Source organism: Halorhabdus sp. BNX81, assembly GCF_029229925.1.
Taxonomy (GTDB): Archaea; Halobacteriota; Halobacteria; order Halobacteriales; family Haloarculaceae; genus Halorhabdus.
In genome coordinates this window covers 868,352-884,687 of the sequence record NZ_CP107254.1, presented here as the reverse complement: position 1 = coordinate 884,687, position 16,336 = coordinate 868,352, and the positions used below count along the sequence as shown (strand labels likewise).

Genomic DNA, 16,336 nt, shown 5'->3' with positions numbered 1-16,336 from the left:
ACATCTCAGAGTCGCGACTGTTCTGGGGAGCCCGTTCGGGACGCCGGGGTACGTTCGGCTCTCGTATGCGGCGAGTCGGGAGCGACTCAGAGAGGCTGTCGAGCGACTGGCCGAGGCAGACTTGCTATAGCACGATCGTTCGCTCACCCGGACATGTTTACGGCCCCGCCGACGGCAATCGCGATGCCCGCAGCCAGCGTCGCGATAATCCCGATGCCGGGGTCCGAGACGGCATCGCGGAAGGCACCCTCTATCCCACCGCCGAAGACCGTCTCCGGCGAGACGACGAAGATCACGGCGACGAGGGCCATCACGACGCCGGCGGCGATCTCACCCATCCGGGCGAGGTCGTTGTCCGGTACACCGACGCTCAACACGACGGCGAGAACGGCGAGCCCGACGGTCAGGATCGGGCTGTAGATCGGCAGCGCCGCGTCCGAAATCATAGTGAGACCACTGGCGGTGCTCTCGCCAAGCCAGCCACCGGCCGTGAGCCACGGGAGGAACGCGCCAACGATCGCCACCAGCGTGCCGACGCCGATCAGTCCCGTCCCGACGTCGAGTTGCCCGTTTTGGCGCTTTGTATCCACTGACATATTATTCCGTCTACAAGTGTGGACTACCTAAACGTTTCCCTCCGGACGGAGAGTGCCACGTCGACAGAGGGCCGGCCGGAGACGTCAGTCCCGCGTTTCGAGAATCCGCTCGATGATCCGCCCCGTCGAGAGGACGGCCCCTTCGTAATCGGGTTCGTACTCGCTGGCCCGCTTGACCACGCAGTCGATCCCGCGCTCGGCGAGCACGTCGGCGATGTCCCCCCGGTCGTGATGCTGGTCGTAGCCGAGCACCAGAATGTCGGGGTCGATCCGCTCGACGGGGACGAAGATATCATCGGCGTGGCCGACAATCGCCTCGTCGACCGGCTCGAGCGCGGCGACCATCTCGCGGCGCTGTTCGTTCGGCAGGATCGGCGGGTCCTTGTGGGTGACGTTCTCCCGCCGGGCGAGGATGACGTGAAGCTGATCACCCATCCCGGCAGCCTCGCGGAGATAGTGGAGGTGGCCCGGATGGAGCAAGTCAAAGGTGCCCTGGGCGACGACGGTGGTCATTCAGCGCCGTCCCTCCCAGTTGTCGCTCTCCTCGCGGAGTTCCCGGTCGATATCTTCCTGCGTGAAGTCGAAAAAGGACTCCTCGGGTGGTTCGACGTCGAAAACCGGCAACTCGATCGGTTCCCCGTCGCTGTCGAAGGCCTGCCAGTCGCCGCGCTCGTAGGGGGCGCCGACGATGAGGTGGACGTCCCCACGCTGAAAGGAAGCCAGGTCGGCGTCGCTCGGTCTGAGGACGCCGTTGGGATGAGAGTGAACCGAGCCCACGCTCTGGACATCATTGGGAATCATACTCGTCTTGACGGTCGCACTCACCGAATTCGATTCAGTCCCCGGAATGACGAGGACGTCCGTGATGACTGTCCCGTCCCGGTCGAGGCCGAGCGAACGCGCATCCTCGCCCCGGAGCATCCCCATGTACTCGTGGGGGTGGCTGTCGCGACTGGCTGCAAGCGCGAACGACAGGGCGGCCTCGGCGATGCCGACGACACCCGCGGAGCGAAACAGCCGCATGGTTCCCGTTCCGGCCGGGTTCCTTCTAAGGGTTCCGATGCGATCAACCTCGAACGATCGGCACTGTCTCCCGCCGTTGCTGTGGGCGTGTCCCAACCCGGATGTGAGCGACCGACCTCCAGCATAGAAGCCCTGACGGTCGTTTCCAAAGCTTAAAACGGCGACGACGCCGAACGCACATACACAATGCCGATTTCGTCAGATTCCAACGCCGGAAGCGCCGATCCGGATTCTTCGGACGGCGACCGTCCGGTCGTCTACGATCTCGATCCTCGTTGTACGTTTGAGGACGTCGAAGCGGGCGAGCAGTACCACGCGACGGTCAACGGCGTCGTCGAGTACGGCGTCTTCGTCGATCTCTCCGAGGAAGTCTCGGGGCTGGTTCACGAGTCGAACCTCCATGGCGGCTACAACCGCGGCGACAAACTCATCGTTGCCCTCGAAGACGTCCGTGAAAACGGCGATCTCGCGTTCGCCGAACGTCGGCCGGGCGATTACCGCACCGTTGCCGTCGAAGCCGATACGGACGTCGAGAGTCCCGACCTCACTGACAACGTCGGCGAATCAGTTCGGCTGGAAGGTGAAGTCGTCCAGATCAAACAGACCGGAGGCCCCACGATCTTCCATATTCGGGACGGCGAGTCGGTCGTCCCGTGTGCCGCCTTCGAGGACGCGGGCGTCAGGGCATACCCCGATGTCGACATCGACGATTTGGTCCAGATCCGCGGGCGCGTCGAGGAACGCGACGGCGGCATCCAGATCGAAGTCGAATCCCTGGAGCGAGTCACGGAGGAAGCCGCGGTTGATCTCAAGGCTCGACTCGAAGAGTCAACCCGGGAGGCCGCCGCCCCTCACGATGTCGAACCGCTCGTCGAGTGGGACGCACTCGATCCACTGCTCGATGACCTCGAAGCTGTCGCCCGCCGACTCCGTCGCGCCGTGCTCGAAGGACGCCCCGTTCGGATGCGCCATCACGCCGACGGCGACGGGATCGCTGCGAGCGTCCCGCTCGCGGTCGCCCTCGAGAACTTCATCGAGGAGGTCCATGCCGACGCCGACGCCTCACGGCACCTGCTCAAGCGCCTCCCGAGCCGTGCGCCGTACTACGAGATGGAGGACGTCACCCGCGACCTCAATCACGCCCTGGAGAGTCGCGAGCGCCACGGCCAGAAGCTCCCGCTGCTGATGATGCTGGACAACGGCTCGACCGAGGAGGACGTCCCGGCCTATCAGAACCTGGCCCACTACGACGTCCCGATCGTCGTGATCGATCACCACCACCCCGATCCCGAGGCGGTCGAGGGCCTCGTCGACGACCACGTCAATCCCTACCTTCACGACGAGGACTACCGGATCACGACGGGCATGCTCTGTGTCGAACTCGCCCGCATGATCGACCCCGACCTGACCGACGACCTCACGCACGTCCCGGCGGTCGCCGGCCTGGCCGACCGCTCGGAGGCCGAGGCGATGGCCGACTACCTCGCACTGGCCGAGGGGGCCGGCTACGAGCAGGCGGACCTCCGTGACATCGGCGAGGCGCTCGATTACGCCACTCACTGGCTTCGCTACGACGACGGCGGCCCGCTGATCACCGACGTCCTCAACGTCGCGTGTGACGATCGCGATCGCCACGAGGAGATCGTTGAGTTCCTCGCGACGCGGGCCGAACGCGACGTGGAGGAGCAACTCGACGCGGCGATAGACCACGTCGAGCACGAGGAACTCGACAACGGCGCACATCTCTACCGCCTCGACGTCGAGAACGCCGCCCGGCGGTTCACCTACCCCGCCCCCGGCAAGACGACGGGGACCATCCACGACCGGAAGGTCGAGGAGACCGGCGACCCCGTCATCACGATCGGGTACGGTCCCGACTTCGCCGTCCTCCGGAGCGACGGCGTCCGGCTGGACATCCCCACGATGGTGACCGAACTCCGCGAGGAGATCCCAGGTGGCGGTGTCAGCGGCGGCGGCCACCTGGTCGTCGGGTCGATCAAGTTCGTCGAGGGCCGGCGCGAGGACGTCGTCGACGCCCTCGTCGAGAAGATGGCCGACGCCGAGATCGACGAGGAACTCCACAGTTCGGCCGCGCTTCCCGACGACGTCTGACGCGCGCGAAAGCGAACTTCTGGGTGCTGATTCTCGACATCTTCAGAACTCTCGATCGGGTAGTTCGCCGAAATCCTCCGCCAGAAGCCTGTCCTCGCCGGTGGTTCCGGTGGCGTCGGCGAATTCGATACGTCGACCGATGAGAACCGCCCCGAGGGCTGCCACGGCCACGACCACGGAGAGGCCAACGGACAGCCGCCAGACGGCCGCCTGCCAGTCGTCGGCGAAGACACGACCGAAGTATCCGGCGGGTCCCTGCCCCGCCAGCGCGACGACGACCTCGCGGTTCTCCCGCGCCGAGTGGTCGTTCCAGTTGAGGCTGCCCACCAGCACCGTCTCGCCGTCGACGACAACGCCCTTGGCGTGGATCTTGCCGAATCGGTCGCGAGGCCGGGCCAGTCGAACTGACAGTGACGCCCCCGCCTCAGTTGCCCATCGTTCGAGTCGGTCGGCGACTGCTTGATTCTCCTCGACGGCGTACCACGCTCGCGAGAGCAACAGTCGCACCTCGACACCCCTGTCGGCGGCGCGTTTCAGCGCCCGGACGAACGACTGGTTGACCCCGCCGACGCCGGCCTGGACGACATCGATCGACCGCTCGGCGGCGTCGAGGCGCTCGATGACAGCCCCCTCGGCGTTGTCGGGAGCCACGAGCAGGGACGCACCCCTCGCGTCGTGTCGCCGTGGGGCGTACCGGCGGGCGAAACTCCCGTTGGAGGGGCTCGGATCGCTGAACTCCCGGCCCTCGCGGAACTCCTGCCACGGAATCGCATCGCGCCACCCGGCGTCCGCCCGGAAGGTGTCGACGAGCGACTCGACGATCGCTGGGTCCGAAAGGACGACACCCCAGCCACGACTCGACCGACCACCAGTCCCGGCGGGTTTCCAGTTCTCGGTCAGCACCATCGCCCGGTCGTCGACGACGGCGTACTTCGCGTGGTGATGATCGACGCGGGCGGCGTCCCCGCCGACGGCGTTCACCTGCACGCCATCCTCAGCGAGTCGATCGAGGAGTCGCGCTTGCCGTCGACTCATGCCACCCACTGGCCCACCCTCGACGAGTACCTGAACGTCGACACCGCGCTCACTCGCGGCGATGAGGGTCTCGGTGGCGTCCCGCGACGTGAACGTATAGGCCGCCAGCAGAATCCGGTCGTCGGCTCCCGCGAGCACGTCGGCCGGCAGACCGCCCGCGTCCGGAAGGACGAACGTCCGGACCTGTCCGCCGTCGCCCCGCCGCACGGCGAAGTCCGTCTTCCCGATCGGTTCCCAGGCGATCGCCCCGTTCGCGACGCGGCCTAGTTCCCCCTCGGGGGCGTCCTCGTAGCTGACGCTGTCGAGCACTCGATCACCGTCCCGGAGCGTCAGTGTCTCGCCGCTGTTGGCCAGTGGAACGTGGCCATCGAGTGCGTAGACGGGTGCATCCGTGTGGTTGCGCGCCCGCGCCGGATCGGTCGAGAGCGCGAAGCGGCCGGAGACGGTCGCGTTCGGGAGCCGTGCCGTCGAGTGATCGTCAGCCAGGGACCAGCCAGTCACGTTCGTCTCGCTGGACACTGAGAGGACGACGTACTCACCGGCGTCGCCGTCGGCGACCGGGTTCGGATAGATGGCGTCGATGGAGGCGTTGGCGGGCGTCTGCTCGGTCGCGTTCGGGCCGGGCCCCGCAACCGCGATACCGGCCCCGAACACCCCCACTACCAGCCCGACCACCAGACAGGCGAACGCACGACGCACAGCACGTGCTGGGTTGGTTCTGGTATATAAAATCGCGGGGCGCGGTGGACGTTGTCTCCGGCCGCGGCCGCTCAGACGCCGGCGGCCTTCTCGGCCTCGACCTGAACGACGTAGGCGCGGTCGTCGGCGTACTCGGCGGCGATCTCTTTGGCGCGTTCGGTCCCGATCTGGTTGAGCGCCCACGCCGCGCTGGCCCGGGCGTCGTCGGCGTCGTCCTCGGCGAGAACGTCCGCCAGAGGGTCGACCGCGCGGGTGTCACCGATGAGTCCAAGCGAGCGAGCAGCCGAACTCCGGACGCTGTCGTTGTCGTCGGCCAGACAGTTCGCCACCGCCTGTGTGGCCTCCGTACTGCCGATCTCGCCCAGGGCGCGCAACGTCACCCGCTGGAGCGCGGGGTCGCCGTCGAGGAAGTCCACGAGCGTCTCGACCGCGCGATCGTCGCCGATCTTCCCAAGGACGCGGATCGCCTGCTTGTCCCGGCGCTGGGCACGCTGGTGGACCGGATCGAACGCCTCGGGCGGGCCGACTCGCTCGAACGCGTCGAGGATGTTCTCCTCCATGAACTCCGAGTCCATGAGATCGAGTGCCAGGAGTATCTGCTCGACGTCGTCGGGATCGCGGCTCTGCTTGTAGCGGTGTTCCCAGGAAAGCACGGCGTTGAGCTCCGGCGGGAAGTCCTTGCGGTGCTCGCCCTCGATAACCTCGTAAAACCCCTCATAGCGGAGTTTTGCCCGGACGGAGAGGTCGTCGAAGGCTTCGGCGGCCTCGATGTCGTCGGCGAGGGTCTCGGCCGCGTCGAGCAGCGACGCGATCGACTCGCTGTCGTCGTCGGGATCAAGATCGAGATCGGCGACGACATCGCTTGCTGCGGTGAGTGCCTCGCTTGCGGCCTGGACGTCGCCCGCGCCGTTCACGTCGACGTGCTCGGCGACCGCCTCGCCGAAGGCTTCGACAGCAGCGATCACTGCTTCCTCGCCGTCGTCAGTCCAACGCGTCTCGCTGACCGTCCCCGCGGCGGTCTCGATCTGTTCGGCGACGTCTTCGACGTATGGACCGCGCTGTTCGTCGACGCCGTCCCGAAGGTCGCTCAGCCGATCTTCGAGCGCTTCCTGAGGATCGTCCTCGTCCTCGTCCGGTTCCGGGAGGTCGGCGTCCGCCAGGTCGTCCTCGATGGCCGACAGCGTCTCCTCGACGGCATCGAGGTCGGCTTCCGTCTCGGCAGCATCGAGCGTGTCCTCGGCCTCGTCGAGACGCGCCTCGAAGTCCTCGACTCCGAGCTCCTCGCCCTCTCCGGACGCCCCGTCAGTTTCGTCCGGCTCGGCGTCGTCGTCACCGTTGGTCATGGAACGGACTGGGGCTGTGGCGGCCAAGAGCGTTTCCCTTCCCGCCATAGTTGGCCGCAATCGCGGGATCTGAAGGGAGTCAATCCTGTCGAAAGTCCAGCACTGAGCCCCAGTCGTCCGTCACTTCTCGACCCGTGGATAGAACCGTGGCGCGAGCAACAGATACGCCAGCGCGACCGTAAGGAGAAGTCGCGGAAACGCCCGTGAAGCGAGGCCGGGGGCGAGTACTACTCCGGCCTGGACGAGACCCATGCTCAACGCATCCCGAGTTCGAAGGTCAGGATAGGGGATCCGCGTGATCATCAGATACGCGAGGAGGCCGACCGCGCCAATCAGCCAGCCCAGCGGGATATCGACGGCCAGGACCGCTGCCGAAAGGACTGTCGCCGCGAGCGTCGACTGGACGCCCTCCGTGACGCGTTCTTCGATATCGTAGGCGGTGTACATCGCCAGCCGGATCACCGCGGCAGCGACGAACAACGCCGGAACGCCGACGACCAGTGCGGCCTCGACGGAACCGACCAGGGTTTCGATAGTTTCGAGGTGGACGACATCGCCGGCCAGACTCACGACCACGGCGGCCGGGGCGACGCCGAAGGAGACGGTGTCCGCGAGCGAGTCGAAGAACTCGCCGACGGGCGTCGAGCCGTAGGTACGGGCGATCAGGCCGTCGAGGCCGTCGGCGATCGCCGCGAGGAGGATCAACCGGGCGGCGAGCGCCGGATCCAGCGGGGCGACGATAATCGCGACGAACCCGACGACGATGTTGGCGACGGTGACGACGTCGGCGACGCCGAGTCGCCCGAGGAATCGGGGCCGCAGTTGCATATCCTGGCGTTGGCCAGGGTCGACTTAGTCGGTTCGATCCATGCCGAGAGACTGGCTGGCGATGCTGTCCCGGCAGGGGCGGCGGGGACCGCGAAGCCTTTGTCGCCTTCGGCCCAAGGTCGGGCATGGTCGATCGGCGGACGTTCCTCGCGACGACGGGCGCCTTCGCGGCCGGCCTCGCCGGCTGTCTCGGACGTGGCGCGGGCGATGCGGACCACGATATCGGGATGTCCAGCAGCGCCTTCCTCCCCGCGGAGTATCGGGTCGAACCTGGAACGACAGTGACCTGGAAGAACACGAGTACTCACGCCCACACCGTTACGGCATACGAAAACACGCTCCCCGACGGAACCGAATACTTCGCTTCCGGCGGTTACGAGACCGAACAGGGGGCCCGCGACGCGTGGTACGAGAGCGGTGGCGGCGCGATCTACGCCGGCAAAACGTTCTCACATACCTTCGAACAGCCCGGCCGCTATTCGTACGTCTGTATTCCCCACGAGTCGAGCAACATGGCCGGCGTCATCCTCGTCGGTGATGTCGAGGAAACAGATGACTGATCGCCGGTCGTTGCAACCGAAACCGAAGCAGAAACGGCGTTATTCCTCGACGTCGACGCTCGTCTCTTCCTCTTCGGCGACTTCTTCGGGATGGGCTTCGAGCGTCGTCTTCTGGATCTCGACGCGGCGAAGCGGGTAGATCGTCTTCGCCTCGTTGTAGATCGCACTCGAGAGCCGACCCTCGACGACGCTGTCGATCAGATCGTCGAAGGTCCGTTCCTCGGCCGCCTCTTCGATCATCTCGACCATCTGCTCGCGGATGGCCTGCTCCTGGCTCGCGTCGGCCTTTTTGGTCGTCAGCGCGACGGGCTGGATCTGGACGCGGTAGTCGTCCGTCGTCAGCACGGTGACGTAGGCCTCGACCTTCGAGGAGCCACGGCGCACGAGACTCCGCAGGTAGTCCCGCGTGAGTTCGTGTCGGATGAACTCCGTATAGGCCGTGTCGCTGCCGATATCGCGGATCTTGAAGGTCAGCTTCGTGTTGTTCTCGCCGGCGTCGTTCCGGAGGTCACCGAGGGTCGTCTCGATGGTCCGGCCGAGCACCTGTTCCGGTTCGTCTGCAGGGGTGGTGCCGAGTTCCTCGCGGCCGAACTCCTCGGGCGCGAGCACGGTGTACCACCGCTTTTCCTGTGTCTGTCGTGATACTGATCGTTCACTCATGAGTAGGGTGTGTCTTCTCGTTCGATAGCTGTACGGCGACGGAGAGGTTCACGACGTAGTCGTCGACCGTCGCGGCGAGTCCAGGAGTCGTCTCCCGGTCGATCGTCGTCTCGACGGTCGCCGCCTCGACTGTCGTCGTCATCTCCGCGGTGTTGTCCGGTGCCAGCGCCGCGGCGATCCGCGACGCCGTCTCTTCGTCCTCGTGGGTCGTCCTGATCGTCGCTCGGCGCTCACGCATCGGCGGTCACCTCGCGAACGGCCGCGACCAGCGTCTCGGTTGCGCCGGAGACAGTCAGGTGCGCCCGGTCGGCGTCACCGATGACGTCTCCCGTGTGCTCGATCGACGCGGTGGCCGATTCGAGGGTCGCGCGTGCGTCGTACTCAGGGACTGCCGCCAGAACGGCGCGGTCGCCGTCGGCGACGAGCGCGAGCGGCTCGGGCGAACGGAAGTCCCGCAGCAGGCGGGCGACAGTGGAAGCCGGGCCGTCGACATCTGCGACGACGAGTCCAGCGTGTCGCCGGACGGTCGCGTCCCGAACGGCGTCGTGGGCTCGCTCGGCGTGGGTTCGCCAGGCCGACAGCGCTGCCTCGGAGACTGCGTCGTGGCCGAGTGCCAGCGCGATTGCGACGCCTGGTTGTTCACGCACAGCGGCGTCGAGGACGTCCGCGTACCCACCGACGGTTTCGAACGGGCCGCCCGCGTATGGCCGAAGGACGTCTTCGACGGCCATTGCGGCCCGGGTGTCAGCGTCCGCGGCGTCGACAGCCGTCAACGCGACGACCGACGCCGTGCGACGACGCGCTTCGTCGTCCCCCGGGTCGGCTGCGTCGTGTTCGGTGAGCGTCGCCCTGGCCGCCTCCGGATCACCCGAGAAGGGCGCGTGGACGAGCGTCGAATGAGCGAGTCCATCGGCGAGGTCAGCCGTCGGGACGGCCGCGCCCGGTCGACGCTCGATATCGGCCTCTTCGAGTGCCTCGGCGATCGGGTCAGTCGGCTCCTCGCCGGCCCCAACAACGCCCGTCGCGGCAAGTGTGGCGACATCAGCCGACTCCGTTATCGTCGCATCGAGCGACCGGGCAACCTCGAAGGCCGCCACGCTAGCCGGTCGACCCGAACCGAGCGTCCGATCCGCGTCCGGACTCGCTCGGCCGAGTGCGACGGTTCGATCCGCTTCAGTCGCGCGAGCGGCGTCCGCTGGCGTCTGGACGACGCTGATCTGGAACGGGACGTCGACGGCATCAAGCGCACGGGCGAGGACGCCCGTCGCGGCGATGGCGTCACCGGTCGCTGCAGGGGCGAGGTGGACGAGTCCAGCCTCGCGGAGGCTGCTGGCGGCGTCGTGAGCCCCGTCTCCTGACTGGCGACCGGTGGTGGACATCTATTCGAGGAGTTCGACAGCGACGTCGTAGCTGTAGGTGAAGTCCTCGTCGAGTTTGTCGCCGTGGTAGTAGTCGACGAGACGGCGGATCTTCGACTCCGTGTTCTGGAGCGCGCGCTTGTTCTGGGCGTCGCCGGGGTTGTCGTTCATGTGCTCCCGGAGGCGCACGGCCCGCTCCATCAGGTTCCGGAGGTCCTCCGGAATCTCGGGGTCGGCGTCGTTGTCTTCGAGGATCTCGGTCACCTTCTTGCCGGTGGCCAGCGAGACGTCCGGGATCGGTGTCCCCTGGACGCCTTCGTCGCGCAACTTGACGCCGATCTCGCTCGGGCTGTGGCCCTGTTCGGCGAGCTCGACGACGCGCTCCTCGATCGCGTCTTCGTCTACGTCGCTCCACTCCGGTGGGTCATCTGCCACTGGCTTGTCCGAATCGGACGAGCCGCGGCGGCGTGTATGCATTCGTGCCATGGTCTAAATTGGAACACCACAGACCGCCACGTGTGGCACGGATCGAGCGACGCGACCGACTGGTCGGGCCGACGATCCCTGCCGGACACGTCCGCAATCCCAAGTCGCGCCCGGCGAAAGAGGCCGAAAGTGTCTGAGACACCTGCGCGACGCGTCAGATTTGCGGTCGTGTGTTCCCAAGCGATAACTGGTGGCTTGGCCACTAAACGGTTTCTACTCGTTGGCGTCCCCGAACGCCGGGCTTCGATGGGTTTAAGAAAACTCACCGGAAACGTAGCGGTGTTGACGCGGGCTCGTAGATCAGCGGTAGATCATCCCCCTGGCACGGGGAAGGCCGCGGGTTCAAATCCCGCCGAGTCCACTGAACTTCTCCCGGCGACTGCGTGAACGAAGTGAACGCCAGCGCCGGGTGTGTAAAGCGACGACGGCCGGATTTGAACCCCTGGAAGTCGCAGCCCCGGGAGCGGAGCGAACGGAGTGAGCGAGCACCCCGGACCGTCTTCCTCTGGTTCAAATCCCGCCGAGTCCACTCGACTCACTTCGTTCGTCTCGTTCCCTCGGCGACCTTCGCGAATCCTCCGGATTCGCCCAGTCCTGAGAGACGCGATCGTCTCTCAACCTTCGCGGCGACGATATCGCCGCTCAGTCTCGCCCGCTTGTGAGGAAAATGACTCCGGGAGGTCATCAACAGAAATTCTGGGTGGCGTAGACTCGGATGCCTTCGTCCGTCTCCGTGATCGCAATCCCAATCCCCTCGGATTGCCAGTAAGATTTGAGAATGTTCGCACGGTGGCCAGGGGAGTTCATCCACCCGTCGACGAGGCCCTGCGCGATGCGAGTTTCGTTGCGATTGTAATTTACCGTGCCGCCATCGGTCACGACGTTGGTATCAGCATAGGTGTATGCGATATTTTCGGCCCCAGTTGCATATTGCCGGTCGGATATCTGCACTTCACACTGGAAGTCAAACCTCGAATATCGGGCCCCCATGTCCTCACCGCCCGGAGCCGTATGAGCGAAATACCGTCTTTCAGCCATATCTTGGCTATGATATCGAGCGATCTCTTGTAGTGCATCATTGAAAGAAAGAGAAGCTAGCCCCCGTTCAGAGCGTTCCTCGTTGATGAACTGATGGACCTGGGATTCGATTTGAGTCTGGTTTATTCGAGCAGCGTTCACTATCTCCCGGTCATTCGTGGTCTGGGCGGCATCCGGATCCACCTGGCTGCTCGGCGTCCCCTCCCCGGTGAGGGCATCGTGAGCAATTGCGGTTCCTCCGTCGCTGGGTGTGGATTGTTCGCCCGGAATCGTGCCTTCATCGAGGGCATCTTCGTTGTGGAAAATGTCTCGTTCGGAATCAGTAATGATCGCTGTCGTAGTATCAATAGCCGGTATGCCAGTGCCGACCGTCGCTGAGATGCCGACGACGAACAGGCCGATGACGAGACCGAGGATGAGACTGCGTTTGGCCCACACGAGGACGGGAGAGACAACTCTTCGCCATCGGTCACGTAGCCCCATACCATCATGTTGGACTCTCGTTCAATAGAAGTTATGTTTCGATTCGATGATATCGAGAAGCGTAGTTGTGGTATGTGGACGAATACGCGACCGGCGTGTGCCCCAACGAAGCAGTCTAAAGCGAGAGCACCCAGCTGACCCCTGGAAGAACAGGTCGGTTTTCTCGGGTTCGAATCGGAGGGCCCCCATCCATGGAGGCTTGTAACATACCGTGTGTAGGAGACAGAAGTCGTCCATCTTTGAGATGATTCGAGCAAAGCGACAAGCAGAGACACAGAAATGCGATGATTGAATAGTCATTCACATTCAAATACATATACGAAAGTTTTACAAGTAACCTCCTACATGACATAATTGGATCGGACGATTGCCCCCGGCGATACGCCGCGTCAATTGCCACGTAATGTGTCGGGCCTTCTCCCCCGATGGCCCGATACCCCCCGATTCGTCCGGTCCGCCGTTCTCTTAATCTTCGATCGATTCGACGTATTGCGTGACGTGATCGTCCATGCGACGCTTGAACCCTGCCTGCCGAGCCAGGCGGTCGAGTTCGCGCGCGACGAGGCTTCCATACTGGAGTGCCTTTTTTCCCCTGAACGCGATTCGATCGGGGACCCAGGCCCGGCTGGCAAGTCGGAACGCATACTTCCGGTCACCTCGGGCAGAGACGAGTAACGATCCAGGCAACGAAAGTGCCGATTCGACGACGCGGTCGTTGAGTAGCGGCGCGACGGGTTCGACGCCGCCGGCACGAATCGCCAGAACGTCGCGTTCTAACTGATCCGGAAGTGTCTCTAGTCCCTCACGACGAGCCGCCCGGACAGTATCAGCCGCGACGCGAGAGTGTGCCGATGGATTCGCGACCTTGGCATAGCCCCCGAACAGTTCGTCGGCCCCTTGGCCGACGGCCAGGCGGTCGAACCCGTCGCCGGCGGCCGTCGAAGCCACCTGATACAGCGGGAGGGCGATCTCGACATCCATCGCGTTGGTTCGTCCCGTCGCCGCGACGACATCCGGGACGCGCGCTCTGAGCGTCTCGTGATCGAGTTCGACGACGCGAAGGTCCGCATCGAGAAACGCGGCAGCCTCCCTGGCCGCCGCAATATCGTGACTGTCGGGGAAGCCGGCGACGTACAGCGGAACATCCAGTCTGGCCGCGAGAAGTGCAGAATCGACACCGCCGGAAAACGCGACGGCGAGTCCGCCCGTCTCGACGGTACCCAGCGCTGTTTTGAGTGCAGAACGGACGGTCTCGATCGCGTCGCGTCCGCGCTGTAACGATGGCTCCGGGAGCGTCCAGTATTGCGTGAATCCCTGATGGTCCTGGACGTGGCCAGCCGGGACGGCAACCGGTGCCAAAAGGTTGCCCGGTTCGAACGCCCACGTCGTCGGGTCGTTCCGTTCGACGAAGAGTGGATATCGACCGAGCACGTCCCGGACGAGCCGGCCGTCAACCAGCCCGGCAAACCCCCTGGTCCCGGGCAGTGGATCGCGCGAGTCGATCGCCGCCCGGACGACATCCGGGTCGGCTCCCTGGAGTCTCGTCGCCCCTGAGTCGACGGGGTTGCCAGCCATCGTCACTCGAACAGCGAGGCGAGGCGCTCCCGAGCCTTGCGTTTCGCGCCGCCGGCTGCCTGTCGGAAGCTGATGTGCCAGGGCGTTCGTCGCCCCTCGATGTGGGTGCGTCCGTCCCGGATCGCCGCGAGGATCGCCGGGACCGAGCACTCGTCGGTCTCGACGAGCGTGACGGCCCGGCCGACCATCTCGCTGATATGGGCGTCGCTGCCGGCAGTCTGGGGAACCCCGTGTTCGCGAGCGAACGTCCGAGCCTGGCGATTGGCCCGCCCGGTCAGCAGTCGGGAATTGTACACCTCGATGGCGTCAGCCTGCGCCAACTCGGCGCGGGAGATGTTTGCCATCACTCCGCTCCGGGATTCCTGAAACGGATGCGGGACGACCGCCACGCCGTCCTGGTCGTGGATCCGATCGAGTGTCGTCTCGAACGGAAGGCCGTCCGGAATCTGTTCGTCGACCCCGAGCGCGAGGACGTGGCCCGCGGCGCTGGTCACTTCCATCCCCGGAATCCCGAGCAGGCCGTACTCGGGGGCCAACTCGACTGCCCGAAGGCTCGCCGCGATCTCGTCGTGATCGGTGACCGCAAGCGCGTCGAGTCCCGCGTCTGCTGCCCTGGCAAGCAATTTCTCGACGGGATCCCGTCCGTCGTACGACAGCGACGAATGGGCATGCAACTCGACCGAAAGCACACGGCCGGGTACACGGGCGAGGGCAAAAAGCACCCCGATCCCCCGTGGCATTCGCCGGAGTGGGGATCCGGGAAAACGAGCGGCTCAATCAGCAGACGAGGGCGAGCCGTCGGCGTCCAGACCGATCTCCTCGTCGGTGAGATAACACTGGGGGTCGCGCGCCCAGACGTCGCCCTCGGCCGCGAGTGCCCGATGGCGCGAGCCACCGCGGCACATCGCATAGTACTCACAGTCCGGGCATCGATCTGGGACGTACTCCTTGCGGTCCCGAAGCTTTGCCAGGAGTGGGTTGGACTCGTCCTCCCAGATGGCGCTGAACGGTCGGTCCCGGACGTTCCCCAGCGAATACTCCTGCCAGTACGGCGTGAGATGGACGTTCCCCTGGTAGTCGATGTCGGCGATGCGCTCGCCGGCGGGATCGCCGCCGTCGGCTTCCAGGCGGTCCCGGATCGCCGCGGCGCGGTCCTCACTCAGCTCCTCGCGTGCGTACTGATAGACGTAGCCCGTATCAGCATAATTGCCGTCGAGTAGCGTCTCGACATCGTGGCCACGATCGTGGGCGTCCAGCGTGATATCACAGACTCGCCGGACGGCACGTCGCTGGGCCTCGTGATCAACGTCGAGATCGATGACTTCCTCGTCCTGGCTGCTATACTCGAGGTGATGGAACCGGAAGCGTTCGACACCCTGGAGGGCGAGCAGATCGACGAGCTCCTCCATGTCGGCCGTGTTGGCCTCGGTGAGCGTAAAGCGAACACCGGGATCGAGCCCCGCGTCCTGGGCCGCCTGAATGCCATCGAGCGCGTCATCGAATGCCCCCTCGCGGCCGTAAAGTTCGTCGTGATGGTCCGGCAGCCCATCGATAGCGACATCGATGTCGTCGAGTCCAGCCGCCACGAGGGATTCGGCCCGTTCGTCAGTGAGTAAGGTTCCGTTTGTCGAAAGTTTCGTCCGGAGACCGGCATCGGTTGCCCGCTCGATCAGTGGTTCGAGATCGTCGCGCAATAGTGGCTCACCGCCGGTAAACCGGATCGCTGCCACACCGTAGGCGGCGAGATCCTCGATGACGGCCGTCGCTTCCGCGGTCGTCAACTCGCCGTCGCCGTGGCCAGGGCCAGCCCCGGCGTCCCCGTACTCGGGGTCGAGATTATTCGCGCCAGTCACGTGCCAGACGACGATTGGATGGTGCCGATCCGCCACAGTGATTTCTTCACCGCTCTCCCCCACAGTCGTACTCCCCCCCGTATCGTCCGCAACGTCGACGAGAAGATCGCTGACCGGGATCATGCGCTCTCACCCGGCGCGAGTTCCGGATCGGCGTACCGCTGGACGGCACTCCCGGGACAAAGCCAGACGGCAACGACATCCGAAAACAGCGTTTCAGCCTGTTCGCGGGCAGTTGCTTTCTCCGCCGCCGTGACACTACCAACATGAGTGAGAGGATCCTCAACCGTCTCGCGGACGAACACTTCCCACTCGCGGGAGTGTCGGCCGCGCGGCTGGTCGATCACCTCGCGTCGACCGTCCGCATTAGCTGTCATCGCCCGTACTTCTCCAGGAACCTACAAACCAATCCTGCTGATTCTCACTCGCTGGGAACGCGAGGGATCGCTTTGATGCACCCGCGAGAAGAATTCTATCGGTGGATCTGTATCGGACAACCGGCAACATTTTCCGCATCCAGGACCGTTATCGTCACAAAGTAGAGAGGTTTTTGCAAGCCAAAACAACCAGGAAGCGTTTCGATTACTGGCATAGAATCCCCTGTCGAGATTCGCCAGTGTCGAGCGGTCAGGACGGCGATGCTCGACGATCCGGTAACGAAAGAGTGAGGGGAGACGAACCGAAACA

At 64.9% G+C, this 16,336-nt stretch carries 17 protein-coding genes, 1 tRNA gene and 1 pseudogene; 4 read left to right on the top strand and 15 right to left on the bottom strand.

The window, feature by feature from the left end:
• Positions 1-7: 7 nt before the first annotated feature.
• Positions 8-130, top strand: a pseudogene (locus HBNXHr_RS04375) (pyridoxal phosphate-dependent aminotransferase); the annotation flags it as partial.
• Between the two features lie 13 nt (positions 131-143).
• Here HBNXHr_RS04375 and HBNXHr_RS04370 read toward each other — a convergent pair.
• From HBNXHr_RS04370 to HBNXHr_RS04360, 3 genes are all read right to left on the bottom strand, one after another.
• Positions 144-596 (bottom strand): hypothetical protein, encoded by a 453-nt coding sequence (locus tag HBNXHr_RS04370; RefSeq protein WP_275739817.1) that lies wholly within the window; start codon positions 594-596, stop codon positions 144-146.
• A gap of 84 nt (positions 597-680) precedes the next feature.
• A complete protein-coding gene (locus HBNXHr_RS04365) occupies positions 681-1,109 on the bottom strand; it encodes an FAD synthase (protein WP_275739815.1) in 429 nt (142 codons plus the stop codon).
• On the bottom strand, positions 1,110-1,619 hold the full coding sequence (locus HBNXHr_RS04360) for a Mov34/MPN/PAD-1 family protein (RefSeq protein WP_275739813.1): 510 nt from the start codon (positions 1,617-1,619) through the stop codon (positions 1,110-1,112).
• Positions 1,620-1,805: 186 nt separating this feature from the next.
• On the opposite strand from HBNXHr_RS04360, the gene HBNXHr_RS04355 reads away from it, so the two are divergent.
• On the top strand, positions 1,806-3,731 hold the full coding sequence (locus HBNXHr_RS04355) for an OB-fold nucleic acid binding domain-containing protein (protein WP_275883307.1): 1,926 nt from the start codon (positions 1,806-1,808) through the stop codon (positions 3,729-3,731).
• A 42-nt stretch (positions 3,732-3,773) separates the two neighbouring features.
• Here HBNXHr_RS04355 and HBNXHr_RS04350 read toward each other — a convergent pair whose 3' ends face one another.
• The 3 genes from HBNXHr_RS04350 to HBNXHr_RS04340 form a co-directional block, all read right to left on the bottom strand.
• Positions 3,774-5,465, bottom strand: a complete 1,692-nt coding sequence (locus tag HBNXHr_RS04350; RefSeq protein WP_275883306.1) for a phospholipase D-like domain-containing protein — start codon at positions 5,463-5,465, stop codon at positions 3,774-3,776.
• Positions 5,466-5,536: 71 nt separating this feature from the next.
• Positions 5,537-6,808: a HEAT repeat domain-containing protein gene (locus HBNXHr_RS04345; protein ID WP_275883305.1), complete on the bottom strand. Its 1,272-nt coding sequence runs from the start codon at positions 6,806-6,808 to the stop codon at positions 5,537-5,539.
• Positions 6,809-6,928: 120 nt separating this feature from the next.
• Positions 6,929-7,636: a protein sorting system archaetidylserine synthase gene (locus HBNXHr_RS04340; RefSeq protein WP_275883304.1), complete on the bottom strand. Its 708-nt coding sequence runs from the start codon at positions 7,634-7,636 to the stop codon at positions 6,929-6,931.
• Positions 7,637-7,761: 125 nt separating this feature from the next.
• Between HBNXHr_RS04340 and HBNXHr_RS04335 the strand changes: the two genes are divergently transcribed.
• Positions 7,762-8,196 carry a plastocyanin/azurin family copper-binding protein gene (locus HBNXHr_RS04335; RefSeq protein WP_275883303.1) on the top strand — a complete coding sequence of 145 codons (435 nt, stop codon included), beginning with the start codon at positions 7,762-7,764 and terminating at the stop codon, positions 8,194-8,196.
• Between the two features lie 39 nt (positions 8,197-8,235).
• Here the strand turns inward: HBNXHr_RS04335 and HBNXHr_RS04330 are convergent, their stop codons facing one another.
• From HBNXHr_RS04330 to HBNXHr_RS04315, 4 genes are read right to left on the bottom strand one after another with little or no spacing between them, the layout of a single operon-like run.
• The gene (locus HBNXHr_RS04330) at positions 8,236-8,856 is read right to left on the bottom strand and encodes a 30S ribosomal protein S3ae (RefSeq protein WP_008527913.1); all 621 of its coding nucleotides are present in this window, start codon (positions 8,854-8,856) and stop codon (positions 8,236-8,238) included.
• The gene (locus HBNXHr_RS04325; protein WP_275739800.1) at positions 8,849-9,094 is read right to left on the bottom strand and encodes a KEOPS complex subunit Pcc1; all 246 of its coding nucleotides are present in this window, start codon (positions 9,092-9,094) and stop codon (positions 8,849-8,851) included. The genes HBNXHr_RS04330 and HBNXHr_RS04325 overlap by 8 nt, the downstream gene beginning before the upstream one ends.
• Complete coding sequence (locus HBNXHr_RS04320; RefSeq protein ID WP_275883302.1) at positions 9,087-10,235, bottom strand: recombinase RecJ; 1,149 nt, start codon at positions 10,233-10,235, stop codon at positions 9,087-9,089. Before HBNXHr_RS04320 ends, HBNXHr_RS04325 begins: the two co-directional genes overlap by 8 nt.
• Positions 10,236-10,700, bottom strand: a complete 465-nt coding sequence (locus tag HBNXHr_RS04315; RefSeq protein WP_275739796.1) for a 30S ribosomal protein S15 — start codon at positions 10,698-10,700, stop codon at positions 10,236-10,238.
• Positions 10,701-10,989: 289 nt separating this feature from the next.
• Here HBNXHr_RS04315 and HBNXHr_RS04310 point away from each other — a divergent pair.
• Positions 10,990-11,061 (top strand) — tRNA-Ala (locus tag HBNXHr_RS04310).
• A 323-nt stretch (positions 11,062-11,384) separates the two neighbouring features.
• Here the strand turns inward: HBNXHr_RS04310 and HBNXHr_RS04305 are convergent.
• From HBNXHr_RS04305 to HBNXHr_RS04285, 5 genes are all read right to left on the bottom strand, one after another.
• Positions 11,385-12,221, bottom strand: coding sequence for a CAP domain-containing protein (locus HBNXHr_RS04305; protein ID WP_275883301.1), 837 nt, complete (start codon positions 12,219-12,221; stop codon positions 11,385-11,387).
• Between the two features lie 465 nt (positions 12,222-12,686).
• Positions 12,687-13,796: an asparagine synthase-related protein gene (locus HBNXHr_RS04300; RefSeq protein ID WP_275883300.1), complete on the bottom strand. Its 1,110-nt coding sequence runs from the start codon at positions 13,794-13,796 to the stop codon at positions 12,687-12,689.
• A gap of 2 nt (positions 13,797-13,798) precedes the next feature.
• Entirely contained in the window at positions 13,799-14,485 is a 687-nt protein-coding gene (locus tag HBNXHr_RS04295) for a PHP domain-containing protein (RefSeq protein WP_275739791.1), read from the bottom strand.
• An 84-nt stretch (positions 14,486-14,569) separates the two neighbouring features.
• Positions 14,570-15,772: a TIGR04347 family pseudo-SAM/SPASM protein gene (locus HBNXHr_RS04290; RefSeq protein ID WP_275883299.1), complete on the bottom strand. Its 1,203-nt coding sequence runs from the start codon at positions 15,770-15,772 to the stop codon at positions 14,570-14,572.
• A complete protein-coding gene (locus tag HBNXHr_RS04285) occupies positions 15,769-16,026 on the bottom strand; it encodes an Htur_1727 family rSAM-partnered candidate RiPP (RefSeq protein WP_275739787.1) in 258 nt (85 codons plus the stop codon). Before HBNXHr_RS04285 ends, HBNXHr_RS04290 begins: the two co-directional genes overlap by 4 nt.
• Positions 16,027-16,336 lie beyond the last annotated feature (310 nt).